This is a genomic window from Actinotalea lenta (genome assembly GCF_030586465.1).
Taxonomy (GTDB): domain Bacteria; phylum Actinomycetota; class Actinomycetes; order Actinomycetales; family Cellulomonadaceae; genus Actinotalea; species Actinotalea lenta.
Genome location: NZ_JAUQYP010000001.1, coordinates 1,237,631 through 1,263,906, shown reverse-complemented (window position 1 = coordinate 1,263,906; position 26,276 = coordinate 1,237,631). Strand labels below are relative to the sequence as shown.

Genomic DNA, 26,276 nt, shown 5'->3' with positions numbered 1-26,276 from the left:
CGAAGTCTTGACGTCCGCGCCTCCATCACTGAACATTGACTCAATGGACGCTGACTGGTTGCGCGACGTGACGCGGCGGGCCGACCTGCACGGCGTCCTGTCGGACCCGGGCCGGCTGGCCATCGTCGAGATGCTCACGTGGGGCGACCGCTCCCCCTCCGACGTCGCCGCGGACCTGCAGATGACCTCCAACCTGCTCGCACACCACGTGAACGTGCTCGCCGAGCACGGCCTGGTCCGCCGGACCCGCTCGGAGGGGGATCGCCGGCGGACCTACCTGAGCCTCGTGCCGGGGGCGCTCGGCGGGCTACGACCCCTCCAGCGACGGCCCGACCGGCCCGCGCGGGTGCTCTTCGTGTGCACCGCGAACTCGGCGCGGTCCCAGCTCGCGGCCGCGTTGTGGCGGGCTGCCTGCGACGTGCCGGTCGCCTCGGCCGGGACCCATCCGGCACCCGCCGTCGCCGAGGGCGCCGTCCGCGCCGCCCGGCGGCAGCGGCTCCCGGGGCTGGGCAGCCCGCACACCCTGGTCGAGGTCCACCGGCCGGGCGACTTCGTCGTCACCGTCTGCGACCGGGCGCACGAGGAGACGGCCGGCCTCGCCGACAGCCACTGGTCGGTCCCCGACCCGGTCCGGGTGGGCAGCGACGTCGCCTTCGACTCCGCCCTGACCGAGCTCGACCGACGCGTGAACCAGCTCCTCCCGCTCCTCACCACCTGACCCAGGAGACCGCCGTGCCCGACCCCCGCCCCAGCGTCCTGTTCGTCTGCGTGCACAACGCGGGCCGGTCCCAGATGGCCGCCGGCTGGCTGCGCCACCTGTCGGGCGGTGCCGTGGAGGTCCGGTCCGCGGGCTCCATGCCGGCCGACCAGCTCAACCCGGTCGCCGTGCAGGCCATGCTCGAGGTCGGCATCGACATCCGCGCCGAGCGGCCCCAGGTGCTCACGGCCGACGCGGTCCAGGTGTCCGACGTCGTGGTCACCATGGGGTGCGGGGACGCCTGCCCGATCTTCCCCGGCACGCGGTACGAGGACTGGGCGCTGGACGACCCGGCCGGTCAGGGCATCGAGGCCGTCCGGCCGATCCGGGACGAGATCCGGGCGCGGGTCGCATCCCTGCTCTCCGAGCTGGACGTCCCGGCCGAGGCGTGACACCGGTGCTCAGCCGGTCGCGCCCTCCCGCCGGAACCACGCGCTGATGAGCGGACCGACCTTGTCCGGGTCGATCGTCGACATGTGGTCCCCCCCGTTGAGGTACTGCACCTGCGTCGGGTGACCGGCGTCCTGGAGCGCCGCGGCGAACTGCCGGGTGAAGGAGACCGGCACGGTCTCGTCGGCAAGGCCGTGCACGAGGAGCACGGGCAGGTTCGGCCGCAGGGCCACCTGCGCCATGGGGTTGCCGACGGCCCAGGTCGACGGGTCCGTGTCGTCCGGGCCGAAGAGGGCGTCCGCGGGCTTGCCCGCCACGACCACGTCGTAGGGACCGGACAGACCGACGAAACCGTCCGGGGCGACCGGCGCGGCGTCGCACCCGGTGGCATACCGGGTGCCGGTCAAGGCCACCAGCGCCGAGAGCTGCGCACCGGCCGAGTGCCCCACGAGGATCACGTCGCCCACCGAGACCCCGGCGGCGCGGACCGTGGCGACCACCTGGGCCAACCCGCACGCGATGTCCTGCGCCGGGACGGGGAAGAAGGCGTGGTCAGCGGCCGTGCGGTAGGTGATCACGCCGACCACGGCCCCGCGGTCGGCGAGCCAGCGCCCCAGCGGGAGCAGGCCGGTCGCGTCCGACGACGTCCAGCTCCCGCCGGGGACCAGCACGACCACCGGCACCGGCGAGTTGTCCTCGGCCGCGTTCAGGCCGAGCACCACCGGATTGCCCACCGTGGGGGTGGTGGGTCCGGGCTCGGGGCCACCCGTTGAGGCGCACCCCCCCACGACCAGGATCGCCAGCACGACCGCTATCGCACGCCACCTCATGGCTCCATCCTGACGCGGCCCGGCGTCTGCGCACCGGCGAGCGCGGAGAACGTCTCGCGCAGCGCCGGGTACAGGCCTCGGTAGGCGACGTACCACCGGTCGTACACGTCGGCGACCGGCGGGTCCGGCTCGACGGTCCGCCCCGTGGGGGGCGCCAGGTCGGCGGTGCCGGGCCGCCCTGCCAGCCAGGAGTGCGCGAGCGCCCCCGCACCGGCCGCGCTCATCTCCCCCGCGGAGCACACCTCGACGGGGCGTCGGGTGACGTCGGTGACGATGCGCATCCACGTCTCGCTGCGCGCGCCACCGCCCACCGCCCGGATCACGCGTACAGGCCGCCCGGTGGCCCGCTCGAGGTCCTCCAGGTGCCGGCGCAGCTCGAACGCCACCCCCTCGAGCAGCGAGCGGTACAGGTGGGCGCGGGTGTGCCGACCGTGCCAACCGACCACGGCCCCACGCGCGTCGGGGTCCCAGTACGGCGTCTGCGCGGCGTTCCAGTAGGGCAGCGTGATCAGCCCTTCGCTGCCAGGCGGCACCCGGGCGGCGGCCTGCTCGAAGAACGCGAGCTGCGCGTCGGCGTCCAGACCGGGGTCCCCGAGCTCGCGCCGGCACCACGCGGCGAGGTAGGACGCGGCGTTCAGCACGGTCTCCAGCGTGAAGGTGCCCGGCACCATGCCCGCCAGGGTGCGGAACGCCGGGTCCGCGGCGTACGCGTCGGCGCGCACACCGAGCACCATCGACGTCCCGAGGTTGAGGTAGGCCACGCCGGGCTGGTCGGTGCGCAGCGCGAGACCCGCCGACTGCCCGTCGCCGAGCCCGGCGACCACCGGCAGACCGCTCGCGAGCCCCAGCTCCTCGGCGGCCCGTGCCGTCAGGCGCCCGATCTCGTCGCCCGTGGGCACGAGCTCCGGGAGCTGGTCCACCCTGACTCCGGCGAGCTCGAGCAGCGCGGGAGACCAGCTGCCCGCCGAGAGGTCGAGCAGGCCGAGCGTGTCGGCGGAGGCCACCGACGTCGCCCACCGCCCGGTCAGGCGACGGGCGAGGTACGCCTGGACGTCCCCGACGCGCGCGGCCCGCGAGAGTGCGGTCGGTTCGTGGCGGGACAGCCACGCGAGCTTGTAGATGGCCGGGGTGGTGTCCGGCGGCTTGCCGGAGACCTGGTGCACCCGCCCGGTCCCGAGCTCAGCGATCTCCGCCGACGCCCGACCGTCCACCCACAGGATCGCGGGGCGCAGGGGACGGTCCTCGGCGTCGAGGCACACGAAGGTCTCGCGCTGGTGCGTCACGCACAACGCGCGGACCTTGGCCGGGTCGACCTGCGCCACGGCCCCGGCGATCGCCGATCGCGCCGCAGACCACCACTGCGTCGCGTCCTGCTCGTGCCAGGCCGGGTGCGGACTCGCCGTCTCGAGCGCCGCCGACCCCTCGGCGTGCACGTGACCGACGGCGTCCACGAGCACGGCCTTCGCCGCCGTGGTGGACAGGTCGACGGCGACGACGAGCGCGCCGTCGTCGTGGGTGGCGGGCATCGGTGCTCCGTTCTGTGGGTCGCGACCACGCTAGTGGCCCGATCGCCGCGGCACGCCCCCAGCGGCACGCCCCCCACGGCACGCCGGGGCCCGCAACCGGCGGGCCAGCGGCCACCACGGGCACGATGGGCCGGTGACGACCTCCCAGCACGACCTCGCCGTCGACCCGACCCTCGTCGAGCTCAACCACGCCTCGTTCGGCGCCCCGACCCGCGCGGCGCTGGCCCGTGCGCAGGACGAACGGGCCCGGATCGAGCGCGACACGGCGCGAGGCCTGGGTCCGGACCTGACCGTGCGCCTGCGTGAGCAGGCCCGCGCCCTGGAGGCGCTCGTCGGCGCCGATCCGGGATCGCTCGCGCTGACGGCCAACTCCACCGAGGGACATGGCGCGCTGACCGCGTCGCTCCCCCTGGCCGCGGGTGACCACGTGCTGCTGGCCGACCTGGAGTACGCATCTGTGCTGCGCGGCTGGCAGGTGGCGTGCGAGCGGGTCGGGGCGACAGCCGACGTCGTGCCCCTCGCCCTCCCGGCGACCGCGGACCAGGTGCTCGCCACGGTCGCCGCGATGCACCCCGCCACCCGTGTGGTGGTGCTCAGCGCGATCACCTCGTCCACCGCGCTGGCCCTCCCGGTGCGCGAGGTCGCTGCGATCTGCCGCGAGCGTGGCGTGACCCTGGTGGTCGACGCCGCGCACGTGGTCGGCCACGCGCCGCTCGACGTGGCTGACCTCGGCGCGGACGCCGTGCTCGGGTCGCTGCACAAGTGGCTGCCGGTGCCGCGCGCCGTCGGGTTCCTCTGGCTGGCGCCCCACCTGCGCGACCGGGTCCGCCCGGCGGTCGTGTCGCTCGCCTGGGACAGCGAGGACCTGGTGGAGCGGTTCGGCTGGCGCGGGACCTGGGACCCGGCACCGGCCCTGGGGCTCGGCGCGGCGATCGCCGAGCACGACGCGTGGCGCGCCGCCGGGGACCTCGACCGCGCGGTCGAGCTCGCCGACCGGCTCAGCGAGACCCTGACGGGGCTGGGTCTGCGCGCGACGGGCACCGCGGAGCTCGTGCCACGGCGGCTGCGCGCCTTCCTGGTCGACGGCGTGACGCTGCCGACCCTGCGGGCGGCCCTGGACGGCGCGGGCGTGCGCGCGTGGACGGGCACCGCGCCCGACGGGACGACGCTGCTTCGCGTGTCGACCCACGTCCACACCGCGCCGGGCGACGATGCCGCCTTGGCGGCCGGGCTGCGTACCGCGCGCCGTTCGCACGAGCCCCTCCCCGCCCCCGGCGCACCTCCGCTCGACCGGCGATAGCGTGGGTTGCGCGGGCCCGCTCGCGACACCCGACCCCAGGAGAGAACCGCTGTGAAGCCTGCCTACCGCCTCGACTCCCGCCCGGTGGCTCGTCCGGAGGCGGTGGTGCGCGGCGAGCGCTACCGGATCACCGTGCTCACCGAGGGCCTGGTCCGGCTCGAGTACGCGCAGGACGGGCAGTTCGAGGACCGCGCCTCCACGTTCGCGATCAACCGTGAGCTGCCGGTTCCGCAGTACTCGGTGCACGACCGCGGCGACCACCTCGAGGTGGTCACCGCGCGCTTCCGACTCACCTACGACAAGGGCCCGTTCACCACCAGCGGCCTGAGCCTGGCCGTGCGCGGGGGCATCAGCAGCTACCACTCGGTGTGGCGCTACGGCACCGAGCCGGACGACCTCGGCGGCACCGCTCGGACCTTGGACGAAGCGGATGGCGCCATCCCGCTCGAGCCGGGCGTCGTGTCCCGCAACGGGTACGCGGCGATCGACGACTCGGGCTCCCTGGTGTTCGACGACGAGGGCTGGGTCGCGCCGCGCACCGACGGGCGCCAGGACCTGTACGTGTTCGCCTTCGGGCACGACTACGCCGAGGCGATCACCGCCCTGTACGCCGTGGCCGGACCCACCCCGGTGCTGCCGCGCTGGGCGCTGGGCAACTGGTGGAGCCGCTACTACGCCTACACGGCCGAGGAGTACCGCGCCCTGCTGACCCGCTTCCGGGTCGAGGGCATCCCGTTCTCCGTCAGCGTCATCGACATGGACTGGCACGTGGTCGACGTCGACCCCGAGCACGGCTCCGGCTGGACCGGGTACACCTGGAACCGCGACCTGTTCCCCGACCCGGAGTCGCTGCTGGACTGGCTCCACGAGCACGGCCTGCGGGTCACGCTCAACGTGCACCCCGCCGACGGCGTCCGGTCCTACGAGGAGGCGTACCCGGCGATGGCGCACGCCCTGGGCCGCGACCCCGCAGCCGGCGACCCGATCGCGTTCGATGTGACGGACCGGGAGTTCCTCACCGCCTACTTCGACGTGCTGCACCGCGGCCTGGAGGCGCAGGGCGTCGACTTCTGGTGGCTGGACTGGCAGTCCGGCCCGCACTCCCGGGTCGCGGGCATCGACCCGCTGTGGATGCTCAACCACTTCCACTACCTGGACAACGCGCGCGACGGGCGACGCGGGCTGACCTTCTCCCGCTACGCGGGGCCCGGCAGCCACCGCTACCCCATCGGGTTCTCCGGGGACACCGTGATCTCCTGGGCCTCGCTGGCCTTCCAGCCGCACTTCACCGCGACGGCGAGCAACATCGGGTACGGCTGGTGGAGCCACGACATCGGCGGTCACTTCTTCGGGACCAAGGACGACGAGCTGGCCACCCGTTGGCTCCAGCTGGGCACCTTCTCGCCCGTCCTGCGCCTGCACTCGGGCAGCAACGAGTTCACCACGAAGGAGCCGTGGTCCTTCGCCCCCGAGGCCGCGGCCGTGATGACGCGCTTCCTGCGGCTGCGCCACCGGCTCATCCCCTACCTGCACACGATGAACCACCGGGCCGCCGCCGGCACCCCGCTCGTGCTCCCGCTGTACTACCGGTGGCCCGAGGTCGAGCAGGCCTACCACGTCCCGAACGAGTACCTGTTCGGCGACCAGCTCCTGGTGGCCGCGATCACCGAGCCGGCCGACGCCCGCACCCGGCTCGGCCGCGTCGACGCCTGGCTGCCGGAGGGCACCTGGGTGGACGTGCTGACCGACCAGGTCTACGACGGGGACCGAGAGATCCACCTGCACCGCGACCTGTCGACCATCCCGGTGCTCGCCGCGGCGGGCGCGATCGTGCCGCTGGACGGCCAGGAGGTGCCCGGCAACGAGCCCGTCAACCCCCCTCACCTGCAGGTGCTGGTCGTGGTGGGCGCGGACGGGGCGTTCACCCTGGTCGAGGACAACGGTGCACGGGACGGCGCGCGGTCGCGGACGGGGCTCACCTTCAGCCAGGGCTCCGGCACGCTGACCGTCACCGCGCCCGAGGGAGCGGTGGACCACCTGCCGGCGACCCGGACCTGGACCGTGACGTTCCCGGCAGCGCCGCAGAGCGTGGAGCCCACCGCTGCCGTGGATGGCTCACCGGTGGCGCTCGAGGTCCAGTGGGAACCGACCCGCCTCTCGGTCCGGGTCGACGACGTGCCGATCGACTCGGTGCTCGAGGTGACGCTGGGGGTGGACCCGCAGCCGGCACGCAACGACGTCCGAGCCCGGCTGTTCGACCTCCTGGACCGCGCCCGCGTCGAGTACGCCCTCAAGAGCAGGGTCCTCGAGGCGGCCACCCGGGACCGCCCCCTCGCGCTGCGCGCCGCGGAGATCATGGCTCTCGAGCTCGAGCCCGCGCTGGCCAGTGCCGTGGCGGAGGTGCTGCTCGCGCAGGCGGACTGATCGCTCCCGCCCCTACCCGGTGGGCTTGAGCGGGTCGTGGCCCACGGACATGAGCCGCCTGCGCCACCGAGCGTCCCCCGCCGTGGGCTCGGGCTCCTCGCCGCGCAGGTCGTGCACCTGGTCGACGACGGAGCGCATCACACGCGCATCGTCGGCGGTCAGGTCGGTCCGGCGCTTGCCCAGCAGGTCCAGGACCGCCCGGCTCCGGTCGGTCCCGGCCTGGTCGGGCAGGGCGTCGGAACCGGGACCCGAGGCGTTCGTGGCGAGCCAGTCCCGCAGCTCGCGGGAGGTCATGTTCACCACCGCGTGGAACTCGTCCCACAGAGCATCGTCGACGGGCATGCCCGGTCCTCCTCGCGTCGATGGCACGACCGGCACCTCCGCGCCGGTCCGACGGATCCATGAGACGTGCCCCGCGACGGCCCCGCAACCGAGGCGGCAACGACCCCCGGCGCCTCGCCCGGATGCCGGACGCCCCGGGCCGACGGACGATGGGCGGACACCTGAGGAGGAGGTACGACGATGCCGATGACACGTGGTGGCAAGGTCCTCACCGACGAGCTCCCCGACACGATCGCGCGATCGGACAGCAAGGCACGCCGGACGTTCGCCGAGGCCCACGACTCAGCGGCTGACGAGTACGGCGAGGGTCGCCGGGCGCACCAGACGGCCTACGCCGCGCTCAAGCACACGCACGAGAAGGTCGGCGACCACTGGGAGCCCAAGGACGACTCCGGCCCGTCGGACGCCCACGCGGCCCGGTCGCGCGGCAACGAGGCGCCGACGCACGGCGGCGTCGACGCGAACGCGTCCAAGAAGCACCTGTACGACGTCGCGAAGCGGCTGGACGTTCCGGGGCGGTCCTCGATGACCAAGGACGAGCTCGTGGAAGCGATCGAGCAGGCCAGCAGCAGCTCCGGCAGCTGAGGGCGGGCAGGGACCTGCCGCGGCGTGCGGCGCCGGCGCGCGGCGCTCAGCCGAGCCGGCCCGCGAGGTGCTGCGCGGCGACGTGGCCGAACGTCAGGCCCTGACCGACCGTCGCCCCGGGGCCGGGGTACACCCGTCCGAACGCGTTGCCCGCTGCGTTGCCCGTGGCGTAGAGGCCGGGGATCACCGAGCCGTCCGGGTGCAGCGCCCTGGCGTACCGGTCCGCGCGGATCCCGCCGCAGGTGCCCAGGTCCCCCGGGACCACCTGGACCGCGTAGAACGGCCCATGGTCGATGGGGCCCAGGCAGGGGTTGGGGCTGATCGTCGGGTCCCCGTAGTACCGGTCGTACGCCGAGTCGCCACGGCCGAAGTCGTCGTCCCGGCCGGCATCGGCCAGCAGGTTGAACCGATCGACGGTGGCCGGCAGGTCCGGCATGCCGAGCGCGTCCGCGAGGGCGGTGATCGTGGCGCCCTTCTTCGCGATCCCCGCGTCGTACCAGGACTGCGGCAGCGGTTGACGCGGGAAGAGCCCGGCGCCGAACAGGTACCGGTTGCGGTAGCGCTGGTCGAACACGATCCAGGCCGGGATGTGGGGGTCGTCGGGCGTGTGCTTGCCCACGATGATCTGGCCTGCGGTCATGTAGTTGACCGCCTCGTCCATGAACCGGTGCCCGTGCCCGTTGACGATGATCTGCCCGGGCAGGGAGCGCTCCGCGAGCATCGGACCCATCGAGCCGTCGGGCAGCGGCAGGGACGGGAACCACCAGGCCGCGTCCATGAAGGCCAGGTCCGCGCCGTGCTCCTCCGCGATCCGGATCACCTCACCGGTGTCGGCCGTGGTGCCCAGGCTCCAGCTGCCGTCCACCGCCTCGGACTGGTACCGGTGGCGCATCTCGGCGTTCCGGTCGAACCCGCCGGAGGACAGGATGACGCCCTTGCGGGCACGCACCGTCGTCGGGACACCACCTCGGCTCACGACGACCCCCACGACCCGGCCGTCCTGCACCAGGAGGTCCGTCAGCGGACTCGAGGTCCACACCGGGACACCCATGGCACGCAGCCCCATCAGCAGGCCGGCCGCGAGCGCCTGTCCACCCGCGGCGTACTCCCGGCCGACCGCTGCCCCGGCGACGCCCTGCGCCACCGAGCGCGCGCTGGTCAGGAAGCCGCGGGGGGTGCGTGCCACGAGGTTGGTCCACTTGTACCCGCGCCCGGTGATCGGCATCGGGAACGGGGCGGCCATCGCGGGCGGCAGCAGCAGGCTGCGGTCCTCGCCCAGTCGCTTGAGGTCGAACGGCTTCGGCTCGCACGCGCGGCCGGTCGCCGATCCGCCTGGCAGCTCGGGGAAGTAGTCGGCGTACTCGATCATGACCTGGAAGGCCAGCGGGGTTCGTCGTCGCAGCACCTCGACGGCGGCCGGCCCGTGGTCGACGTGCGAGTGCCAGCGCTCGTCGATCACCTCGCCCCTGGTCGCGGCGCGCAGGTAGGTGCGCACCCGCTCGGGATCGTCGCGTTGCCCGTTCTCCCGCAGGATCGAGTTGCCGGGGATCCAGAAGCCGCCACCCGACAGCGCCGTCGAGCCGCCCACGTGCTCGGCCTTCTCCACGACCAGGGCGGACAGTCCTTCCTCGGCGGCACTGATCGCCGCGAGCATGCCAGTACCTGCGCCGACGACGACGACGTCGACCTCGTCCATGAGGGCCTCCCGACGAGCTTTCCGGACACGGTGTCCGTCACGACGCTAGCCCGCGCGCCGCGACCTCGGAAGCCCCGGACGTCCCGGCCCGTGGCTCAGGGTTGGGGGCCCAGCACCGGTGCCGGGACCGGCGCACCGACCCGGCCGGCGGCCCGCACCCCGTCCAGGAGCAGCTCGAGCGCGCGCAGCGCCGCGCTCTCGTCGGGGGCGCCGCCGGCGCCCGCGATGATCACGCCGTTGAGCATCGCGATCACGGTGAGCGCATCCCCCGGCACGAGGTCGTCGCGCAGCAGGCCCGCAGCGACCGAGCGCCGCAACGCCTCGACCAGCAGCCGCTCGGTGGCCCGGGTGACCCGCACCAGATCGGGGTTCGTCAGCATCGGCAGGCTGGTCAGGACCGCTCCGAACCCGGGCATCCGCAGCTCGTACCAGCAGATCTCCACGACGAGCTGCTCGAACACGTCGTCGGCGCCCTGGGCCAGGATCTCCTCGAGCAGGCCGAGCCGCTCCTCGAACAGCGCGGCAAGCAGTGCGCTGCGATCCGCGAAGTTGCGGTACAGGGTGCCGCGCCCGACGCCGGCCCGCCGCGCCACGAGGTCCAGCGGCGCCGAGGCGCCGCTCTCCGCGAACACCTCGCGCGCGGCAGCCAGCAGCCGCTCCCGGTTCCTGCGGGCGTCCCGCCGTCGAGCCATGGACGAAGCGTAGGCCCGGCGGCACCCGCCACCGGGCCATGGCCGGCTCCCCCGTGTTCCCGTCACGGATGTGCGACGGTGGGCAGATGCCTACGCCACCTCGCGAGGGCTCATGACCCAGGTCGCCTACCGCTCCGCCGCCGGGCGGTGGCTGCTGCTGGCCACCGTCCTCGGCTCCGCCCTGGTGTTCCTCGACGCGACCGTGGTCACGGTGGCGCTGCCGGCCATCGGCGCCGACCTGGGCGCGAGGACCGCCGGGCTGCAGTGGGTGCTCAGCGGGTACATGCTCACGCTCTCCGCGCTGATCCTGCTGGGCGGCGCCTACGGCGACCGGTACGGGCGGCGCCGGGTCTTCGTGATCGGGACCACCTGGTTCACCGCGGCCTCCGCGGCGTGCGCCGCCGCGCCGACGGTCGGCGTGCTGATCGCCTCGAGGGTCGTCCAGGGAGCCGGCGCAGCGCTCGTCACGCCGGGGAGTCTCGCCCTGATCCAGACCACGCTGAGGCGCGAGGACCGCTCGCGCGCCATCGGGGCGTGGTCGGCGCTGTCCGGCGTGGGTGCGGCCGTCGGTCCCCTGGTCGGCGGTGCCCTGGTGGACGCCACCTCCTGGCGGGCGATCTTCCTGCTCAACGTTCCGCTCGGAGCGGGAGTCGCGCTCGCGGCGCTCCGCCACGTCCCCGAGTCCCGGCAGGAGTCGGACTCGCCGCTGGACCTGGCGGGTTCGCTGCTGGCGGTGCTCGGGCTGGGCGGGCTCACGTACGCGGCGGTCGAAGGTGGGGACAACGGGCTGGGGGCGCCGTCGGTGCTCGTCGCGGGCGCGCTCGGCGCCGCGGGAGTCGTCGGGTTCGGGCTCCGGGAACGGCGCGCCGCAGCACCGATGCTCCCGCTGTCCATCTTCCGCGTGCGCCGGTTCACCGCCGCGAACCTGGTGACGTTCGCGGTCTACGGCGCGCTGGGCGGGGTGACGTTCCTCCTGGTGGTCTTCCTGCAGGTGGTGCTCGGCGCCTCCGCGCTCGCGGCCGGGGCGACGACGCTGCCGATCACCGCCGCCGTCCTGCTGCTGTCCCCCGTGATGGGCCGGCTCCTGCAGAGCACCGGTCCACGGCTGCCGCTGAGCGTGGGGCCGGCGCTGATCGCGCTCGGGGCGTGGCTGATGTCCCGGCTCGGCTCCGACGGCAGCGTCCTGGAGGCGCTACCCTCCGTCGTCGTGCTCGGGGTCGGCCTGGGCATCACGGTCACGCCGGTCACGGCAACCGCCCTGGGCGGCGTCGAGGACTCTCGGGCCGGCACCGCGTCCGGGGTCAACAACGCCGTCTCGCGGGTCGCCCAGCTGGTCGCGGTCGCCGTGCTGCCGCCGCTGGCGGGCCTCGGTGGCAACGGGCTGCGCGACCCACAGCTCCTGGCAGCCGGGTTCGGCACGGCGATGGCGATCACCGCGGGCACCGCCGCGGCCGGCAGCGTGCTCGCCGTGACGACCCTCGACGCCTGACGGCGAGGGCGCCTGAACGACCGTCCAGGCGCCCTCGGAGTGCTCAGATCTCCGCGGGGGAGCTCTTCTGCGTCATCGCCGGGTCGGACACCACCACGTCGCCGAGCGCCTGGTCGATCCGGGCCATCAGCTCGGGCGGGATCGTCACGCCGGAGGCCTTGACGTTCTCCGCGACCTGCTCGGGCCGGGACGCACCGATGATCGCCGCCGCGACGTTGTCGTTCTGCAGCACCCACGCGATGGCGAGCTGGGCCATCGACAGGCCGAGCTCGTCGGCCACGGGTCGCAGGTCCTGGACCCGCTCGAGGACCTCGGTGTTGGTCAGGAAGCGACTGATCATCTGGGCGCCGCCCTTGTCGTCCGCGCCGCGCGAGCCGGCGGGGGGCGCCTGGTCGGGGCGGTACTTGCCCGTGAGCACGCCCTGCGCGATGGGTGACCACACGACCTGGGACAGCCCCAGCTCGCGAGACGTCGGCACGACCTCGCCCTCGATGACCCGCCACAGCATCGAGTACTGCGGCTGGTTGGAGATCAGCGGCACACCCAGCTCGTCGGCCAGGGCCTTGCCCGCCCGGATCTGGTCCGCGGTCCACTCGCTCACGCCGATGTAGAGGGCCTTGCCCTGACGGACCACGTCGGCGAACGCCTGCATGGTCTCCTCCAGCGGCGTGACGTGGTCGAACCGGTGCGCCTGGTACAGGTCCACGTAGTCGGTCTGCAGGCGCTCGAGCGAACCGTCGATCGACTCCAGGATGTGCTTACGGGACAGCCCGCGGTCGTTGGCACCCTGGGGCCCGGTGGGCCAGAACACCTTGGTGAAGATCTCCAGGCTCGCCCGCCGCTGACCCTTCAGGGCCTCGCCGAGCACGGTCTCGGCGCGGGTGTTCGCATACACGTCCGCGGTGTCGAAGGTGGTGATGCCCGCGTCGAGCGCGGCGCGCACGCACGCCGTGGCGGTCTCGTCCTCGACCTGCGACCCGTGGGTCAGCCAGTTTCCGTACGTGATCTCGGTGATCTTCAGGCCCGAGCGGCCCAGTCGTCGATAAGCAACCATGCCTTCACCCTACGGCCTGGCTCGAAACGATTCGCGCGTGATGCCCGATCGCGGTCGCCGCGCACCGGCTCCCCTCGGGGTGCACCGCCCCGACGCGCGACCTAGCGTCGAGGGAGGCGCCGCGCCGCGCCGGAAGGAGGACGCCATGACAGACCACCCGCGCCACAAGGCCGAACCGGTCCCGGACGACACCCCGGACGCCACCACCGACGAGACCCTCGACGAGGTCCGCGCCGCCCAGGACGAGGACTCCAGCGCCGACGAGGACTCGCTCGCGCTGCGGTCCATGCCGCCGCAGGAGCCGTCGGACGACGACCCGGCGAGCTACCTGAACCCCTGACGGACCTCGGGCTCAGCGCCGGGCGTCGACGCGCTCCCACCCGCGGCGCGGGGCACGGCTGCCCAGCCGCTGGTCCCGCGCCCGGTAGACCACGTAGGGCCGGACCAGGTAGCCCAGCGGCACGCTGAACACGTGCACCAGCCGGGTGAACGGCCACAGCGCGAACAGGAACATCGCGACCAGGCCGTGCAGCTGGAAGCCCAGCGGCGCGTCGACCATGAGCTCGGGGTGCAGGTCGAAGCGGAAGATCCCGCGGAACCACACCGACACGCCCTCGCGGTAGTCGTACGCGCCGCCGAGGTTGAGGATCGACCCCGCGATCGTGTTCCACATGCCGAGCACGATGACGACGGCCAGCACCAGGTACATCGCCTTGTCCATCCGCGTCGTCGCGCTGAACACGGGGCCCACCGTGCGCCGGCGGTAGATCAGCAGGATCATCCCGAGGACCGTGCACACCCCCGCGATCGTGCCGATCGAGATGGCCAGGGCGTGGTAGACCTCCTCGCTCATACCGACCGCCCGGGTCCACGACTCGGGAACACCCAGGCCCATCACGTGCCCGAGGAACACGGCGAGGATCCCCACGTGGAACATGGGGCTGGCCCAACGCAGCAGCCGGCGCTCGTAGAGCTGCGAGGACCGGGTGGTCCACCCGAACTGGTCGTAGCGGTAGCGCCAGACGTGCCCCAGCACGAACACGGCCAGGCAGACGTACGGGTACACGACCCACAGCAGGGTGCTCATCGGTGCGCTCCGGTGCTCGGCATGGCGAAGGGGTCGAGCCCGACCTCCTCCTCGGGCGGCCCCTGCGCGGCCAGACGCGCGACGGCCTCGCGGTCGTCGCCGCTCAGGGCGGGCAGGGTCGCGCACACCGCGGTGAGCGCCCCGGCCCATGGTGAACCGTCCTCCAGGAGGGACAGCCGGAGGAGCTCGAGGCCGGCGCGGTGCCGCAGCATCAGGTCGATGCCCACCTCGGGGGCCTGGGCGGCCAGCTCCAGGACCACCCCGAGGTGGTCCGGGAGCTCACCTGAGACGATCTCGAACCCGGCCGTGCGGCACGCCGTCTTGAACTCGACCAGGGCGACGCCGCGCTTGCGGGTGTCGCCGTAGGCGAAGTAGGTCAGGTACAGGGAGTGCCGCCGCTTGAGGTCGAACGTCGCGACGTACTCGGCGGCCGCCTCGGTGGCGTCCCAGGCCAGGAGCCGGTCGACGACGCCGGTGATCGCCGCGGCCTGCTCCTCGGGCAGCGTGGCGGCGGCCTGGCGAACGTCCGGCAGCAGGGCCCGCTGCTCCTCACCCGGGTACTCCAGCACGGCGGCGGCCAGGCGGTACGTCAGGGCGCGCTGCGCGTCGGCGAGCTCACGGGCCGCCTTGCGCCGTTCCCCGGGCCTCACGACTCGTCCTCCTCGCCGGCTGCCGGTGGGAAGAGCCCCTCGGGCGCGCCCTTGCCGTCCCAGTTGAGCAGGTTGACCTTGGCCTTGCGGGTCGCCGGGTCGGCGACCGTGCCCGAGGTCTGCCGGGCCTGCAGGACGTGGAAGTTCTCCACCGCGATCGGGGAGGCGAAGCCCGGGCCCGACCCCTCGCCGAAGGGTCCCGACCCGCCCATCCCGGGACCGCCTTCGTAGTCGAGCGAGCACTCCGTGGCGAGCTCCTCCAGGCCGTGGGCCTGCTCGGCGTGCGCCGCCGGGATGACGTAGCGCTCCTCGTACTTCGCGATCGCCAGCAGGCGGTACATCTCGCGCATCGTGTGCTCGGACATGCCGACCGACTCCGGGATCGAGGCGTCGCCGTCGCGGCCCATCGCGAGGTCGCGCATGTAGGAGCGCATCGCCGCGAGCTTGCGCAGCACGTCCGTCACGGGCGCGGTGTCGCCCGCGGTGAACAGCTCGGCGAGGTACTCCACGGGGATCCGCAGCGCGTCGATCGCCGCGAACAGGTTGCGTCGGTCCTCGCCGTCCTCACCCGTCTTGGCGACCGCGTCGACGACCGGCGACAGCGGCGGGATGTACCAGACCATCGGCATGGTGCGGTACTCGGGGTGCAGCGGGAGGGCCACCCGGTAGGTGCTGATGAGCTTCCAGACCGGGGAGCGCTGTGCCGCCTCGATCCAGTCCCTCGGGATGCCCTCGGCCTCGGCCGCGGCCACCACCGCCGGGTCGTTGGGGTCCAGCAGCACCCGCCGCTGCGCGTCGAGCAGCTCCTTCTCGTCGGTCACCGAGGCCGCCTCGAGCACGCGGTCGGCGTCGTAGAGCACCAGCCCGAGGTAGCGCAGCCGCCCGACGCAGGTCTCCGAGCACACCGTGGGCAGCCCCACCTCGATGCGCGGGAAGCAGAACGTGCACTTCTCGGCCTTGCCGGTGCGGTGGTTGAAGTAGACCTTCTTGTACGGGCAGCCGGTGATGCACTTGCGCCACCCGCGGCAGCGGTCCTGGTCCACCAGGACGATGCCGTCCTCGGTGCGCTTGTAGATCGCCCCCGACGGGCACGACGCGGCGCAGGACGGGTTGAGGCAGTGCTCGCAGATCCGCGGCAGGTAGAACATGAACGTCTGCTCGAACTCGAGCTTGATCTGCTCGGAGATCTTGGCCAGAACCGGGTCGGACGGCGCCAGCTCGGGGCCGCCGGCCAGGTCGTCGTCCCAGTTCGCGCTCCACCGGATCGACATCGGCTCGCCGCTGAGCAGCGACTGCGGCCTGGCGACCGGCGTGTGCTCCTGCAGCGGTGCGGACGTGAGGTTCTCGTAGTCGTAGGTCCAGGGCTCGTAGTAGTCGTCGATCGACGGCTGCTTCGGGCTGGCGAAGATCGTGGCGAGGTTCTTCAGGCGCCCGCCTGCCTTGAGCTGGAGGCGTCCGCGCTTGTTCAGCGTCCAGCCACCCTGCCAGCGCTCCTGGTCCTCGTACGTGCGCGGGTAGCCCTGACCCGGCCTGGTCTCGACGTTGTTGAACCACACGTACTCGGTGCCGGTCCGGTTGGTCCACGCCTGCTTGCACGTGACCGAGCACGTGTGGCACCCGATGCACTTGTCGAGGTTCATCACCATGGCCATCTGCGCCATGACCTTCATGCCCGGCCCCCTTCGGCTCGTGCGCGCGCCATCAGTACTCGACCTCCTGGGACCGCCTGCGGATCATCGTCACCTCGTCGCGCTGGTTCCCGGTGGGCCCGAGGTAGTTGAAGGCGTAGGACAGCTGCGCGTAGCCGCCCACCAGGTGGCTCGGCTTGACCATCAGCCGGGTGAGCGAGTTGTGGATGCCGCCGCGACGCCCCGTGGTCTGCGAGCGCGGGACGTCGATGAGCCGGTCCTGGGCGTGGTGCATGTAGGCCGTGCCCTCGGGCATCCGGTGCGAGACGATCGCCCGGGCGACCACCACCCCGTTGCGGTTCACGGCCTCGATCCACTCGTTGTCCCGCACCCCGAGCTTGGCGGCGTCGCGGTCGCTCAGCCACACCACCGGTCCCCCGCGGGACAGCGACAGCATGAACAGGTTGTCCTGGTACTCGGAGTGGATCGACCACTTGTTGTGCGGCGTCAGGTACCGCAGCGTCAGGCCCAGCTCCCCGTCGCTGCCGACCTCGGGCTCGCCGAACAGCCGGGTCATGTTGAGCGGCGGCCGGTACACCGGCAGCGCCTCGCCGAGCTCGAGCATCCAGTCGTGGTCGAGGTAGAAGTGCTGCCTCCCGGTCAGCGTGTGCCAGGGCTTGAGACGCTCGACGTTGATGGTGAACGGCGAGTAGCGCCGCCCACCGCTCTCCGAGCCGGACCACTCCGGGGAGGTGATCACCGGCACCGGTGCCGCCTGGGTGTCGCTGAACGTCACACGCTTGCCCTCGTGCTCCGCGGCGAGGTCGGCGAGCCGCGTGCCGGTGCGCTTCTCGAGCGTGTGGAAGCCCTCGGTCGCGAGGCGCCCGTTGGTGGTCCCGGACAGCGCGAGGATCGCCTCGCACGCGTGCACGTCGCGGGTCAGCGCGGGACGGCCGTCCGCCACGCCGCGATAGGAGTCGCGCACCACGCCGTTCTTGCTCGCGAGGTAGTCGATCTCGTCGGTGACGTCGTAGGTCACGCCCTTGGTGGTTGCGCCCGCGGTGCCCAGCAGCGGTCCGAGCGACAGGAGCTTGCTGGCCACGGCACCGAAGTCGCGCTCGACGACGACGAGCTTCGGCATGGTGCGGCCAGGCACCGGCACCGCACCGGTGTCCTTCCAGTCCTCGACCCGGCCGTGCGGCGTCGCGAGCTCGTCCGGCGTGTCGTGCGAGAGGGGCACGGCGACCACGTCGCGTCGGGTCCCCAGGTGCCGGGCGCCGAGCTCGCTGAACACCTGCGCGAGGCTCGCGAAGATGTCGAAGTCGGTCCGGGTCTGCCACGGCGGTGCGATCGCGGGGCTGAAGGCGTGCACGAACGGGTGCATGTCCGTGGAGCTGAGGTCGTGCTTCTCGTACCAGGTCGCCGCGGGCAGCACGACGTCGGAGAACACGGTGGAGCTGGTCATCCGGAAGTCGAGGGTGACCAGCAGGTCGAGCTTGCCGGTGGGGGCCTCGTCCCGCCACACGACGCCCTCGGGGCGGACGTCGGCCTCGTCCGCGCGCAGGTTCGAGTCGGTACCCAGCAGGTGGTGCAGGAAGTACTCGTTGCCCTTGGCCGAGGAGCCCAGCAGGTTCGCGCGCCAGAGGGTCAGCACGCGCGGGAAGTTCTCCGGGGCGTCCGGGTCCTCCGCGGCGAACCGCAGCCGACCGGCCGCGAGCTCGGCGGGCACGTGCTCGGCCAGGGGGCGACCGGCCGCGTCCGCCTCGTCGGCGAGGTCGAGCGGGTTGCGGTCGAACGTCGGGTAGGACGGCATCCAGCCGAGGCGGGCCGACTGGGCGATCACGTCGGCGGTGGTCTTGCCCGCCAGGCCGCCGGGGCCGCCGGTCGCCCCCGTGGTGAGCGCATCCACCCGGAACGAGTCGTAGCGGAACTGGTCGGTGTGCAGGTACCAGTAGGCGGTCTGCACCATCGTGCGGGCCGGACGCGCCCAGTCCAGCCCGGCGGCGTAGTGCGCGTGCCCGGTCAGCGGCCGCACCTTCTCCTGGCCGACGTAGTGCGCCCAGCCGCCGCCGTTGACACCCTGGCAGCCGGTCAGCGACGTCAGGGCCAGGAACGCGCGGTAGATGGTGTCGGAGTGGAACCAGTGGTTGGTCCCGGCGCCCATGAGGATCATCGACCGGCCGCGAGACTCCTCCGCGTTCGCCGCGAACTCCCGGCCGATGCGCGCGGCCTGCTCCGCCGACACCCCGGTGATCGCCTCCTGCCACGCCGGCGTGCCGGGCTGGCTCGCGTCGTCGTAGCCGGTGGGCCACGACCCCGGCAGGCCGTCCCGTCCGACGCCGTACTGGGCGAGCATCAGGTCGAACACCGTGGTGACCAGGTGGTCCCCCACCCGGCGGGCCGGCACGCCGCGCTCGACGGTTGCCGCCTCCCCTGCGGCACCCTCGAACACCGGCAGGTGCACGGCGACGGCGTCAGCGCCCTCACCCTGCAGGCTCAGCATCGGGTCGATGGACCCCAGGTCGAGGTTCCAGCGCCCGGCCCCGGCCTCGCCGTAGCGGAATCCGAGCGAGCCGCCGGGCACGGCGGGCTTCCCGGTGCCGCGGTCCATGAGGACGGTCTTGAACGCCGCGTTCTCGGAGTCGGCCTCAGCGCCCGGGAGGTCTGCGGCGGTGAGGAACTTCTCCGGCACCAGGGCGCCGTCCCGCTCGACCAGGCGCACGAGGAACGGCAGATCGGTGTACCGGCTGACGTAGTCGGTGAAGTACGGCACCTGGCGCTCGACGAAGAACTCACGCAGCACGACGTGGCCCATCGCGATGGCGAGCGCACCGTCGGTCCCGGGAGCGGCCGGTACCCACTCGTCGGCGAACTTCACGTTGTCCGCGTAGTCCGGCGCCACCGCGACGACCTTCTGGCCGCGGTACCGCGCCTCGGTCATCCAGTGCGCGTCGGGCGTGCGGGTGACCGGGACGTTGGAACCCCACATCACGAGGTAGCCGGCGTCCCACCAGTCGCCCGACTCAGGCACGTCGGTCTGGTCGCCGAACACCTGGGGCGACGCCACCGGCAGGTCCGCGTACCAGTCGTAGAACGACAGCATCGGCGCGCCGATCAGCGCGTGGTACCGCGCTCCGGCGCCGTGGCTGACCATCGACATCGCCGGGATGGGGGAGAACCCGGCGACCCGGTCGGGCCCGTACGCGTCGATCGTGTGCACCTGGGCCGCGGCGACGATCTCCAGCGCCTCGTCCCAGGTGGCGCGGACCAACCCACCCTTGCCACGCGCGCGCTTGTAGCGTCGCGCCTGCTCGGGGTCGTCCACGATGCTGCGCCAGGCGGCGACCGGGTCGCCGCCGTGCCGGGCCTTGGCGGCGCGGTACAGCTCGAGCAGCGGCCCGCGCACGTACGGGTAGCGCACCCGGGTGGGCGAGTACGTGTACCAGCTGAACGCCGCACCGCGCGGGCAGCCGCGGGGCTCGTACTCGGGGCGGTCGGGGCCGACCGACGGGTAGTCGGTCTGCTGGGCCTCCCAGGTGATGATCCCGTCCTTGACGTACACCTTCCACGAGCACGACCCGGTGCAGTTCACGCCGTGCGTCGAGCGCACCACCTTGTCGTGGCTCCAGCGGTCCCGGTAGAAGCTGTCCGCGTCCCGCCCACCGATCTGGTGCAGGGTGCGCAGGTCGGCCGAGGTCTGCGCGCGTCGCAGATGGCTGCCCAGCCGGACGAGCAGGTCCGAGACCGGCCCGTCCAGGCCGCTCCCCTCGCGGGTCGGCGTGGTCATCGGCCCCTCCTCCACGAACGGTCGGCCCTGCGCCGGTCCACCTCGGCCAGGCGCGCGAGCAGTCGGCCCCTAGATCTGAACACGCGCACGGCGCTTTTTGAAGGGCAAACCACCGGTTTTATTCTACCGTGGAGTCAGTCCTCGGCCCGATGGTCCCACCGGTGCAGCAGCGCGACCACGGGCAGCGCGACGGCCACGAGCACCGCGAACGGCAGGAACCCGCGCGCGTAGCCGACGGCGCCGCCCACCGCCCCGGTGACGATCCCCATCACCGGGGGGATGACGAACCCGCCCAGGGCTCCCAGGCCCCCGATCCAGCCCGACGCGCCGCCCACGGCGTCGGGGATGTAGCGCGGCAGCAGCTTGAACACGATCGCGTTCTGCAGGCCCATCCCCGCGCCGACCGCCATGGTGGCGATGAGCGAGAGCACGAAGCTCCCGGAGAACGCGAGCACCACGGTCCCCAGCAGCATCAGCACGAAGTTGCCGGCCAGGGCGAACCGGATCGAGACCCGGTCGGACAGGATGCCGCCGGGCACGCGGATCAGCGCCGAGAGCAACGAGAACGACGCCGTGAGCAGGCCCGCGGTGCGCAGCTCGGACCCGTACATGGCGTGCCAGAACGTCGGCAGCCAGGACGTGAAGGCCAGGAAGCCGCCGAAGGAGAGGAAGTAGAAGAAGGTCAGCACCCAGGTCGCCGGGATGCGGGCCGCGTGCTTGAGGCCCTCCCAGGCCCCCATGCCCGGCGCCGTCTCACCGCCACCGAGCTCCGCGAGCGTCGCCTGCGGCACCTCCACACCACGCGCCCGGAGCTGGAACACCGGTGCGTCCTTGATGAGCAGCAGGTACGCGAGGGTCAGGGCCAGCAGGATCGCGAACCACACCGAGTACGCCCCGAGCATGCCGATCCCGCCCACCGCGAGCGGCAGCAGCATGGAGGACAGGCCAGGGCTCGTGTTGCCCAGCCCGGCGTAGGTCCCCAGCGCGCCGCCCTGCTGCGAGCGGGGGTACCAGTAGGAGACCTGTCCGATCCCCACCGAGAACGTGGCGATCCCGCAGCCGATCAGCGCACCGAGGACCAGCAGCAAGGGGTAGCTGCCCGCCATCCCGTCCGGGTAGGAGGTGCCCAGCAGGACCAGGAGGCCGACCACACCCAGGTTCGCGGCGACGAGCAAGGTGAGGAAGGGCTTCTTGCCGCCCATCCGGTCCACGGCGGCGCCGAACGGGATGCGCAGCAGCGAGCCCGTCAGCGACGGGATCGCGGCCAGCATGCCGGCCGCGAACGGGCTGAGCCCGATCAGGTCCGTGAACTTGGGCACCAGCGGCCCGAAGATCGACACGCCGGCGAATCCGCCGAAGAAGCCCAGGGTCGCCAGCCACAGGGCCTGCGCCCGGCTGCCGCGAACCTGCGCCCGCAGGTCGGGGACGCTCATCGTCCTCGCGCTGTCTGTCATGGCCGTTGTCCGCCTTTCGTTCCCGACGGCGACGCCGTCGTCTGGTCGGTCGTCCCCCTGCTCAGGTGCAGGATGCAGTGGTCGGGTCCCACGAACGGCTCCAGCCGGTCGGCTGCCAGGGGACCCCCGTGGTGGGCCAGCACGCCCCGCACCACCCCGAGGTGCACGCTGCACACCACGTCGGGGCGGGAACGCGCGATGGCGGCGTAGGGGCAGCCGTGCAGGTGGATCCGCAGCGGGTCGAGCTCGAGCTCGGGGTTCATGCCCAGGTCGTCCAGGTGCATCTCGAGCGCGGCGAGCTGGCCTGCCACGTCGGCGGCCACCTCGGGCACGGGGGCGGCCTCGGGCTCGGGCGCTCGCCTGCCCCACTCCTCACCGGCTCGCTCCGCCTCGAGGGCCGGTTCGCGGAGCTCGCGGCCGTACCCGGCGAGGAGCACCTGCATGAGGTACTCGCGCAGCTGCTCGTCCAGCGTCGCGCCGGCCGCGCGGGGCACGACCTGGTAGGTCATGCGAGGCCGGCCTCGGGTCGTCCGGTGCTCGGGCTCGCGGGTGACGAAGCCCGCGGCGACCAGCCGGTCCAGGTGCTCGCGCACGGTGTTGCGGTGCAGCCCGACCGCCCCCGCGAGCTCGTCCGCGGTCAGAGCGCGCTCGGCGCCCTGGAGCTCGTGCAGCAGCGCGAGGCGGCTGGCGGACGCCAGCGCGCGGTAGGAGGCCGAGTTTCGTGGCACGGCCCAATATTCACGGCTCGCACCGCGTGAAATCTGGGACCTTCGGGCCGTACGGTGGTGGGGTGAGTCACGCAGCACTCGACCGGAGCCCGCAGGCCGCGGTGCGGTCCGCGATCCGCGAGCACGCGCTCGACCCCGCCGAGCACGTGCACGCGATCACCCACCCGGCGGCCGGCGCGGTCGCGACGTTCGTCGGGCAGGTACGCGACCACGACCCGGCGGTCAGCGGCGAGGTCGTCGCACTCGAGTACAGCGCGCACCCTGACGCGCCACAGATCCTGCACCGGCTCGCCCACGCGGCCGCAGCGCAGGACGGCGTCCTCGGGCTCGCGGTGAGCCACCGGGTCGGCCGCCTCGGCGTCGGGGACGTGGCCGTCGTGGCCGCCGTCGCCACCGCGCACCGCGCGCTGGCGTTCCGGGTGTGCGCGGACCTGGTCGAGACGGTCAAGGCGGAGCTGCCCGTGTGGAAGCGCGAGATCCTGGCCGACGGCAACGCCCTGTGGGTGGGACTGTGACACCCGGCCCCCTGGCGGACGGGTTCGGGCGGGAGCACCGGGACCTGCGGATCTCGCTGACGGACCGGTGCTCACTGCGCTGCACGTACTGCATGCCGGCGGAAGGTGTGCCCTGGCTCCCCGGCCCGTCGATGCTGGGAACCGACGAGCTCGTGCGGATCGCACGCGTGGGCGTCGGGCTCGGGCTGAACGAGATCCGCCTCACCGGGGGCGAGCCACTGCTGCGGCCCGACGTCGTGGACGTGGTCGCGCGCCTGGCCGCGCTGGACGGGCCGAACGGACGCCCCGAGATCTCGATGACCACCAACGCGCTACGGCTGCCGGCCCTCGCGAGCCCCTTGCGGGAGGCGGGCCTGGCCCGGGTGAACGTCAGCCTGGACACGCTGGACCGGGACCGGTTCGCCCGGCTGACCAGGCGGGACCGGCTCCCGGCGACGCTGGCCGGCATCGCGGCCGCAGCCGCGGCCGGGTTCGCACCGGTCAAGCTCAACGCCGTGGTGATGCGCGGCGTCAACGACGACGAGGTCGTGGACCTGGTGCGGTTCGCCGTCGCGCACGGCTACGAGATGCGGTTCATCGAGCAGATGCCCCTGGACCCCGGGCACACCTGGGACCGCGGCGAGATGGTCACCCAGGCGGAGATCCTCGAACGGTTGGGCAAGGCGTTCCGGCTGACGGAGGTGGGCGACCGCGGGGCGGCCCCGGCCGAGCGCTGGGTCGTGGACGACGGCCCGGCGACCGTCGGCGTGATCGCCTCGGTGACCGCACCGTTCTGCGGTTCGTGCGACCGTCTCCGGCTCACGGCCGACGGCCAGCTCCGCTCGTGCCTGTTCGCCCGGACCGAGACCGACCTGCGCACACTGTTGCGCGAAGGTGCGGACGACGCGGCGCTCGAGGCCGCGTTCCGCACGTGCGTGGCGGGCAAGAAGGCCGGCCACGGCATCGGCGAACCGGGCTTCCGGCAGCCGGACCGGCCGATGAGCGCGATCGGCGGCTGATCAGCCGCCGGCGAACGGCGGGAGGACGTCCACCAGCGCCCCGTCGTCGATCGCGTCCTCGCCGTCCAGCCGACGCCCCTCGGCGACGAGCGCACAGCGGTCGAGCACGCGGGCCAGGTCCGGACCGTGCCGGTCCACGACCACGGAGACGAGCTCGGCGCGGGTGCCCGCCGTCACGCTCTCCTCGTCGACCCCGGCCGCCTCGGCGGCCGCCGCGAAGTACCTGACCCGGATCACGCCCCCTCCCCCCAGGTGCGCGCGAGCTCGGTCACCCGTTCCACCGTGCGGGAGAACGCAGCGTGGTCCCCACCGCTCCTGGCGACCGCGTAGCCCGCCAGGAAGGCGGTCAGCGGGACCGCGGGCCGTGCGACGGCCTGCGCGGCCTCCCTGGCCAGGTCCAGGACGGCCTCGACGTCGACGGCGTCAGGGTCCACTCCCAGCTCCTCGACGAGCAACGACACCCAGCGGGTCAGCTCGGGTCCCACCGGCTGGTGGTGCTCACTCATGCGTTCCTCCTCCTTGACGGCGGCCTCGACCCTTCGGGCAGCCTCCCACGTGTCCACGTCCTCACCGAGCCCCAGGGGGTCCGGGACCCCGACGCCGACGAGATGCTCGGCCATCCGACGCACCGAGACGCCGTACGGGCCGGTACGGAGCCGGCCCAGCGCCTCGCGCAGCGCGGGCCGCCGGTAGGCGGCCACCAGCAGCTGCGCTCGACCGTCCGCGTCGACCAGGTGCGCCACGTCAGCGCTCCCCAACGCGTCGAGCAGGGACGGTACAGCGCGGGCCGCGCGGGGCACGTCGCACGCGAGCACCACCACGGGGACCTCACCCGCCGGATCCAGGGCGGCGAGACCGGCGGCGATGCCCGCCACCGGGCCGCCCGACGCAGGCTCCTCGAGCACCGCGGGCACCCCCGGGCGCGCCAGGTGCGGTGGCCCGACGACCACGGTCCGCCGCGCGTCGGGGGCCGCCGCGAGCACGCGGTCCAGCATCGTGCGCCCGGCGAGCCGCACCCGCGCCTTGTCCACCCCACCCAGGCGCTCCCCCGACCCACCAGCCAGGACCAGCAGGTCGTGCTCGCTCACAGCCACCTCACCCGCAGCCGGTCGCCGGGCCGGACGTGCCGCACGTGAGCGGGCACCACGGCGAGCCCCTGCGCCGCGGCGAGGCCCGCGACCAGGTGCGATCCCGAGCCGCCCGGCACCGCGCGGCGCACGCGCGGCAGGTCGGTCGCGGCGTCCTCGAGGCGGACCGGCATGTACTGCTCGCGGTCCGCCGGGACGCGCCATGCGTCATCGGCCACGCCCCAGCCCGACCGCTGCTCGACCGCGGCCGCAGCGAGCATCGTGCGCAGCAGCGGGCGGACGAACACCTCGAACGAGACGAACGCGCTGACCGGGTTGCCCGGCAGGCACACCACCGGCGTCCCCGCGGCGAGTCGACCGGAGCCCTGCGGCTTGCCGGGCTGCATCGCCACACGGACGAACGACACCGGTCCGGTCAGCGCCTCCCTGACCACGTCGTGGTCGCCGACGCTCACCCCGCCGGACGTCACCACGAGGTCGACCGCACCGTCCAGCTCGGCGAGCGCGGTGCGCAACGCTGCGACGTCGTCGGTGACGCCATCGCGGTACACGACCTCGGCACCCGCCTCGGTGGCCGCCGCGGCGAGCAGCACGGAGTTCGAGTCATGGATCTGCGCCGGACCCAGGGCACCCCCGGCGGCGACGAGCTCCGCGCCCGTGGACAGCACAGCGACGCGCGGCCGGCGCCGCACCACCAGGGACCGGGCGCCGGCCGACACCGCAGCGGCCAGCTGCGCAGGGCCGAGGTCGGCACCCGCTGCCAGCACCCGTTCGCCGGCGCGCACGTCGTCCCCCGCGGGTCGGATGTGCTCCCCGCGGTGCGCGGGCCGGCCGATCGAGACGCGTGCGCCGTGCCGGGCGACGTCCTCCTGCCGGACCACGGCGTCCGCCCCGGCCGGGACCGGAGCGCCGGTCATGATGCGCACCGCGGTCCCGGGCGCGACCGGGACGGCCGACGGCACCCCGGCGGCGGCCTCGCCCACCACGTCCAGGACGGCCGGGCTGTCCGCCGACGACCGGGCCAGGTCCGCACCGCGCACCGCGTAGCCGTCCATCGCGGAGCTGTCCCAGGCGGGCAGGGACCCTGCAGCGGTCACGTCCCGGGCCAGCACGCGGCCCAGCCCGGCACCGACGTCGACCTCGTCGGTGCCCGTGACGCGGGCCAGCTCCAGCACGGCGGCACGGTGCTCGGCCACGCCACGCAGAGTCGGCGCGATCGGCTCGGAGGGGTGGTTCATCGCGCTCCTCGGTCGGTG

General features: G+C 73.4%; 24 protein-coding genes. 9 read left to right on the top strand and 15 right to left on the bottom strand.

What is annotated here, in order from left to right:
* Positions 1-43 precede the first annotated feature (43 nt).
* Entirely contained in the window at positions 44-718 is a 675-nt protein-coding gene (locus tag Q6348_RS05915) for an arsenate reductase/protein-tyrosine-phosphatase family protein (RefSeq protein ID WP_304600377.1), read from the top strand.
* A gap of 74 nt (positions 719-792) precedes the next feature.
* Positions 793-1,149, top strand: coding sequence for an arsenate reductase ArsC (locus tag Q6348_RS05910; RefSeq protein ID WP_434062059.1), 357 nt, complete (start codon positions 793-795; stop codon positions 1,147-1,149).
* Positions 1,150-1,158: 9 nt separating this feature from the next.
* Here Q6348_RS05910 and Q6348_RS05905 read toward each other — a convergent pair whose 3' ends face one another.
* Together Q6348_RS05905 and Q6348_RS05900 are read right to left on the bottom strand one after the other, a co-directional pair.
* On the bottom strand, positions 1,159-1,977 hold the full coding sequence (locus Q6348_RS05905) for an alpha/beta hydrolase (protein ID WP_304600375.1): 819 nt from the start codon (positions 1,975-1,977) through the stop codon (positions 1,159-1,161).
* On the bottom strand, positions 1,974-3,503 hold the full coding sequence (locus Q6348_RS05900) for a xylulokinase (protein WP_304600374.1): 1,530 nt from the start codon (positions 3,501-3,503) through the stop codon (positions 1,974-1,976). Before Q6348_RS05900 ends, Q6348_RS05905 begins: the two co-directional genes overlap by 4 nt.
* A gap of 133 nt (positions 3,504-3,636) precedes the next feature.
* Here Q6348_RS05900 and Q6348_RS05895 point away from each other — a divergent pair, with 133 nt between their 5' ends.
* On the top strand, positions 3,637-4,803 hold the full coding sequence (locus Q6348_RS05895) for an aminotransferase class V-fold PLP-dependent enzyme (protein WP_304600373.1): 1,167 nt from the start codon (positions 3,637-3,639) through the stop codon (positions 4,801-4,803).
* Between the two features lie 51 nt (positions 4,804-4,854).
* Entirely contained in the window at positions 4,855-7,227 is a 2,373-nt protein-coding gene (locus Q6348_RS05890) for a glycoside hydrolase family 31 protein (RefSeq protein WP_304600372.1), read from the top strand.
* 12 nt (positions 7,228-7,239) lie between these two features.
* On the opposite strand, the gene Q6348_RS05885 is transcribed toward Q6348_RS05890, so the two are convergent.
* The gene (locus Q6348_RS05885; protein ID WP_304600371.1) at positions 7,240-7,569 is read right to left on the bottom strand and encodes a DUF3140 domain-containing protein; all 330 of its coding nucleotides are present in this window, start codon (positions 7,567-7,569) and stop codon (positions 7,240-7,242) included.
* 180 nt (positions 7,570-7,749) lie between these two features.
* On the opposite strand from Q6348_RS05885, the gene Q6348_RS05880 reads away from it, so the two are divergent.
* Positions 7,750-8,154 carry a ChaB family protein gene (locus tag Q6348_RS05880; RefSeq protein WP_304600369.1) on the top strand — a complete coding sequence of 135 codons (405 nt, stop codon included), beginning with the start codon at positions 7,750-7,752 and terminating at the stop codon, positions 8,152-8,154.
* Positions 8,155-8,200: 46 nt separating this feature from the next.
* Here Q6348_RS05880 and Q6348_RS05875 read toward each other — a convergent pair whose 3' ends face one another.
* Together Q6348_RS05875 and Q6348_RS05870 are read right to left on the bottom strand one after the other, a co-directional pair.
* Positions 8,201-9,850, bottom strand: coding sequence for an FAD-binding protein (locus Q6348_RS05875; protein WP_304600368.1), 1,650 nt, complete (start codon positions 9,848-9,850; stop codon positions 8,201-8,203).
* Between the two features lie 95 nt (positions 9,851-9,945).
* Entirely contained in the window at positions 9,946-10,542 is a 597-nt protein-coding gene (locus Q6348_RS05870; protein WP_304600367.1) for a TetR/AcrR family transcriptional regulator, read from the bottom strand.
* Positions 10,543-10,654: 112 nt separating this feature from the next.
* On the opposite strand from Q6348_RS05870, the gene Q6348_RS05865 reads away from it, so the two are divergent.
* The gene (locus Q6348_RS05865) at positions 10,655-12,031 is read left to right on the top strand and encodes an MFS transporter (RefSeq protein ID WP_304600366.1); all 1,377 of its coding nucleotides are present in this window, start codon (positions 10,655-10,657) and stop codon (positions 12,029-12,031) included.
* Between the two features lie 43 nt (positions 12,032-12,074).
* Here the strand turns inward: Q6348_RS05865 and Q6348_RS05860 are convergent, their stop codons facing one another.
* Positions 12,075-13,085, bottom strand: coding sequence for an aldo/keto reductase family protein (locus tag Q6348_RS05860; protein WP_304600365.1), 1,011 nt, complete (start codon positions 13,083-13,085; stop codon positions 12,075-12,077).
* Between the two features lie 145 nt (positions 13,086-13,230).
* Between Q6348_RS05860 and Q6348_RS05855 the strand changes: the two genes are divergently transcribed.
* Complete coding sequence (locus Q6348_RS05855; protein WP_304600364.1) at positions 13,231-13,425, top strand: hypothetical protein; 195 nt, start codon at positions 13,231-13,233, stop codon at positions 13,423-13,425.
* 12 nt (positions 13,426-13,437) lie between these two features.
* On the opposite strand, the gene narI is transcribed toward Q6348_RS05855, so the two are convergent.
* The 6 genes from narI to Q6348_RS05825 all read right to left on the bottom strand — a co-directional run bounded on the left by narI (position 13,438) and on the right by Q6348_RS05825 (position 22,419).
* On the bottom strand, positions 13,438-14,172 hold the full coding sequence (gene narI, locus Q6348_RS05850) for a respiratory nitrate reductase subunit gamma (protein WP_304600363.1): 735 nt from the start codon (positions 14,170-14,172) through the stop codon (positions 13,438-13,440).
* A complete protein-coding gene (gene narJ, locus Q6348_RS05845) occupies positions 14,169-14,822 on the bottom strand; it encodes a nitrate reductase molybdenum cofactor assembly chaperone (RefSeq protein WP_304600362.1) in 654 nt (217 codons plus the stop codon). Before narJ ends, narI begins: the two co-directional genes overlap by 4 nt.
* On the bottom strand, positions 14,819-16,492 hold the full coding sequence (gene narH / locus Q6348_RS05840; RefSeq protein WP_304600361.1) for a nitrate reductase subunit beta: 1,674 nt from the start codon (positions 16,490-16,492) through the stop codon (positions 14,819-14,821). The genes narJ and narH overlap by 4 nt, the downstream gene beginning before the upstream one ends.
* A 31-nt stretch (positions 16,493-16,523) precedes the next feature.
* Positions 16,524-20,237, bottom strand: coding sequence for a nitrate reductase subunit alpha (locus Q6348_RS05835; RefSeq protein ID WP_304600360.1), 3,714 nt, complete (start codon positions 20,235-20,237; stop codon positions 16,524-16,526).
* A 134-nt stretch (positions 20,238-20,371) separates the two neighbouring features.
* A complete protein-coding gene (locus Q6348_RS05830; protein ID WP_304600359.1) occupies positions 20,372-21,670 on the bottom strand; it encodes an MFS transporter in 1,299 nt (432 codons plus the stop codon).
* 17 nt (positions 21,671-21,687) lie between these two features.
* Positions 21,688-22,419, bottom strand: a complete 732-nt coding sequence (locus Q6348_RS05825; protein WP_304600358.1) for a helix-turn-helix transcriptional regulator — start codon at positions 22,417-22,419, stop codon at positions 21,688-21,690.
* 62 nt (positions 22,420-22,481) lie between these two features.
* Here Q6348_RS05825 and Q6348_RS05820 point away from each other — a divergent pair, with 62 nt between their 5' ends.
* Positions 22,482-22,934 (top strand): molybdenum cofactor biosynthesis protein MoaE, encoded by a 453-nt coding sequence (locus Q6348_RS05820; protein ID WP_304600357.1) that lies wholly within the window; start codon positions 22,482-22,484, stop codon positions 22,932-22,934.
* Positions 22,931-23,932 carry a GTP 3',8-cyclase MoaA gene (gene moaA / locus Q6348_RS05815; protein WP_350339643.1) on the top strand — a complete coding sequence of 334 codons (1,002 nt, stop codon included), beginning with the start codon at positions 22,931-22,933 and terminating at the stop codon, positions 23,930-23,932. The genes Q6348_RS05820 and moaA overlap by 4 nt, the downstream gene beginning before the upstream one ends.
* Here moaA and Q6348_RS05810 read toward each other — a convergent pair whose 3' ends face one another.
* From Q6348_RS05810 to Q6348_RS05800, 3 genes are read right to left on the bottom strand one after another with little or no spacing between them, the layout of a single operon-like run.
* On the bottom strand, positions 23,933-24,169 hold the full coding sequence (locus Q6348_RS05810; protein ID WP_304600355.1) for a MoaD/ThiS family protein: 237 nt from the start codon (positions 24,167-24,169) through the stop codon (positions 23,933-23,935).
* On the bottom strand, positions 24,166-25,020 hold the full coding sequence (locus Q6348_RS05805) for an NTP transferase domain-containing protein (protein ID WP_304600354.1): 855 nt from the start codon (positions 25,018-25,020) through the stop codon (positions 24,166-24,168). The genes Q6348_RS05810 and Q6348_RS05805 overlap by 4 nt, the downstream gene beginning before the upstream one ends.
* Positions 25,017-26,258: a molybdopterin molybdotransferase MoeA gene (locus Q6348_RS05800; RefSeq protein ID WP_304600353.1), complete on the bottom strand. Its 1,242-nt coding sequence runs from the start codon at positions 26,256-26,258 to the stop codon at positions 25,017-25,019. The genes Q6348_RS05805 and Q6348_RS05800 overlap by 4 nt, the downstream gene beginning before the upstream one ends.
* Positions 26,259-26,276: the final 18 nt, after the last annotated feature.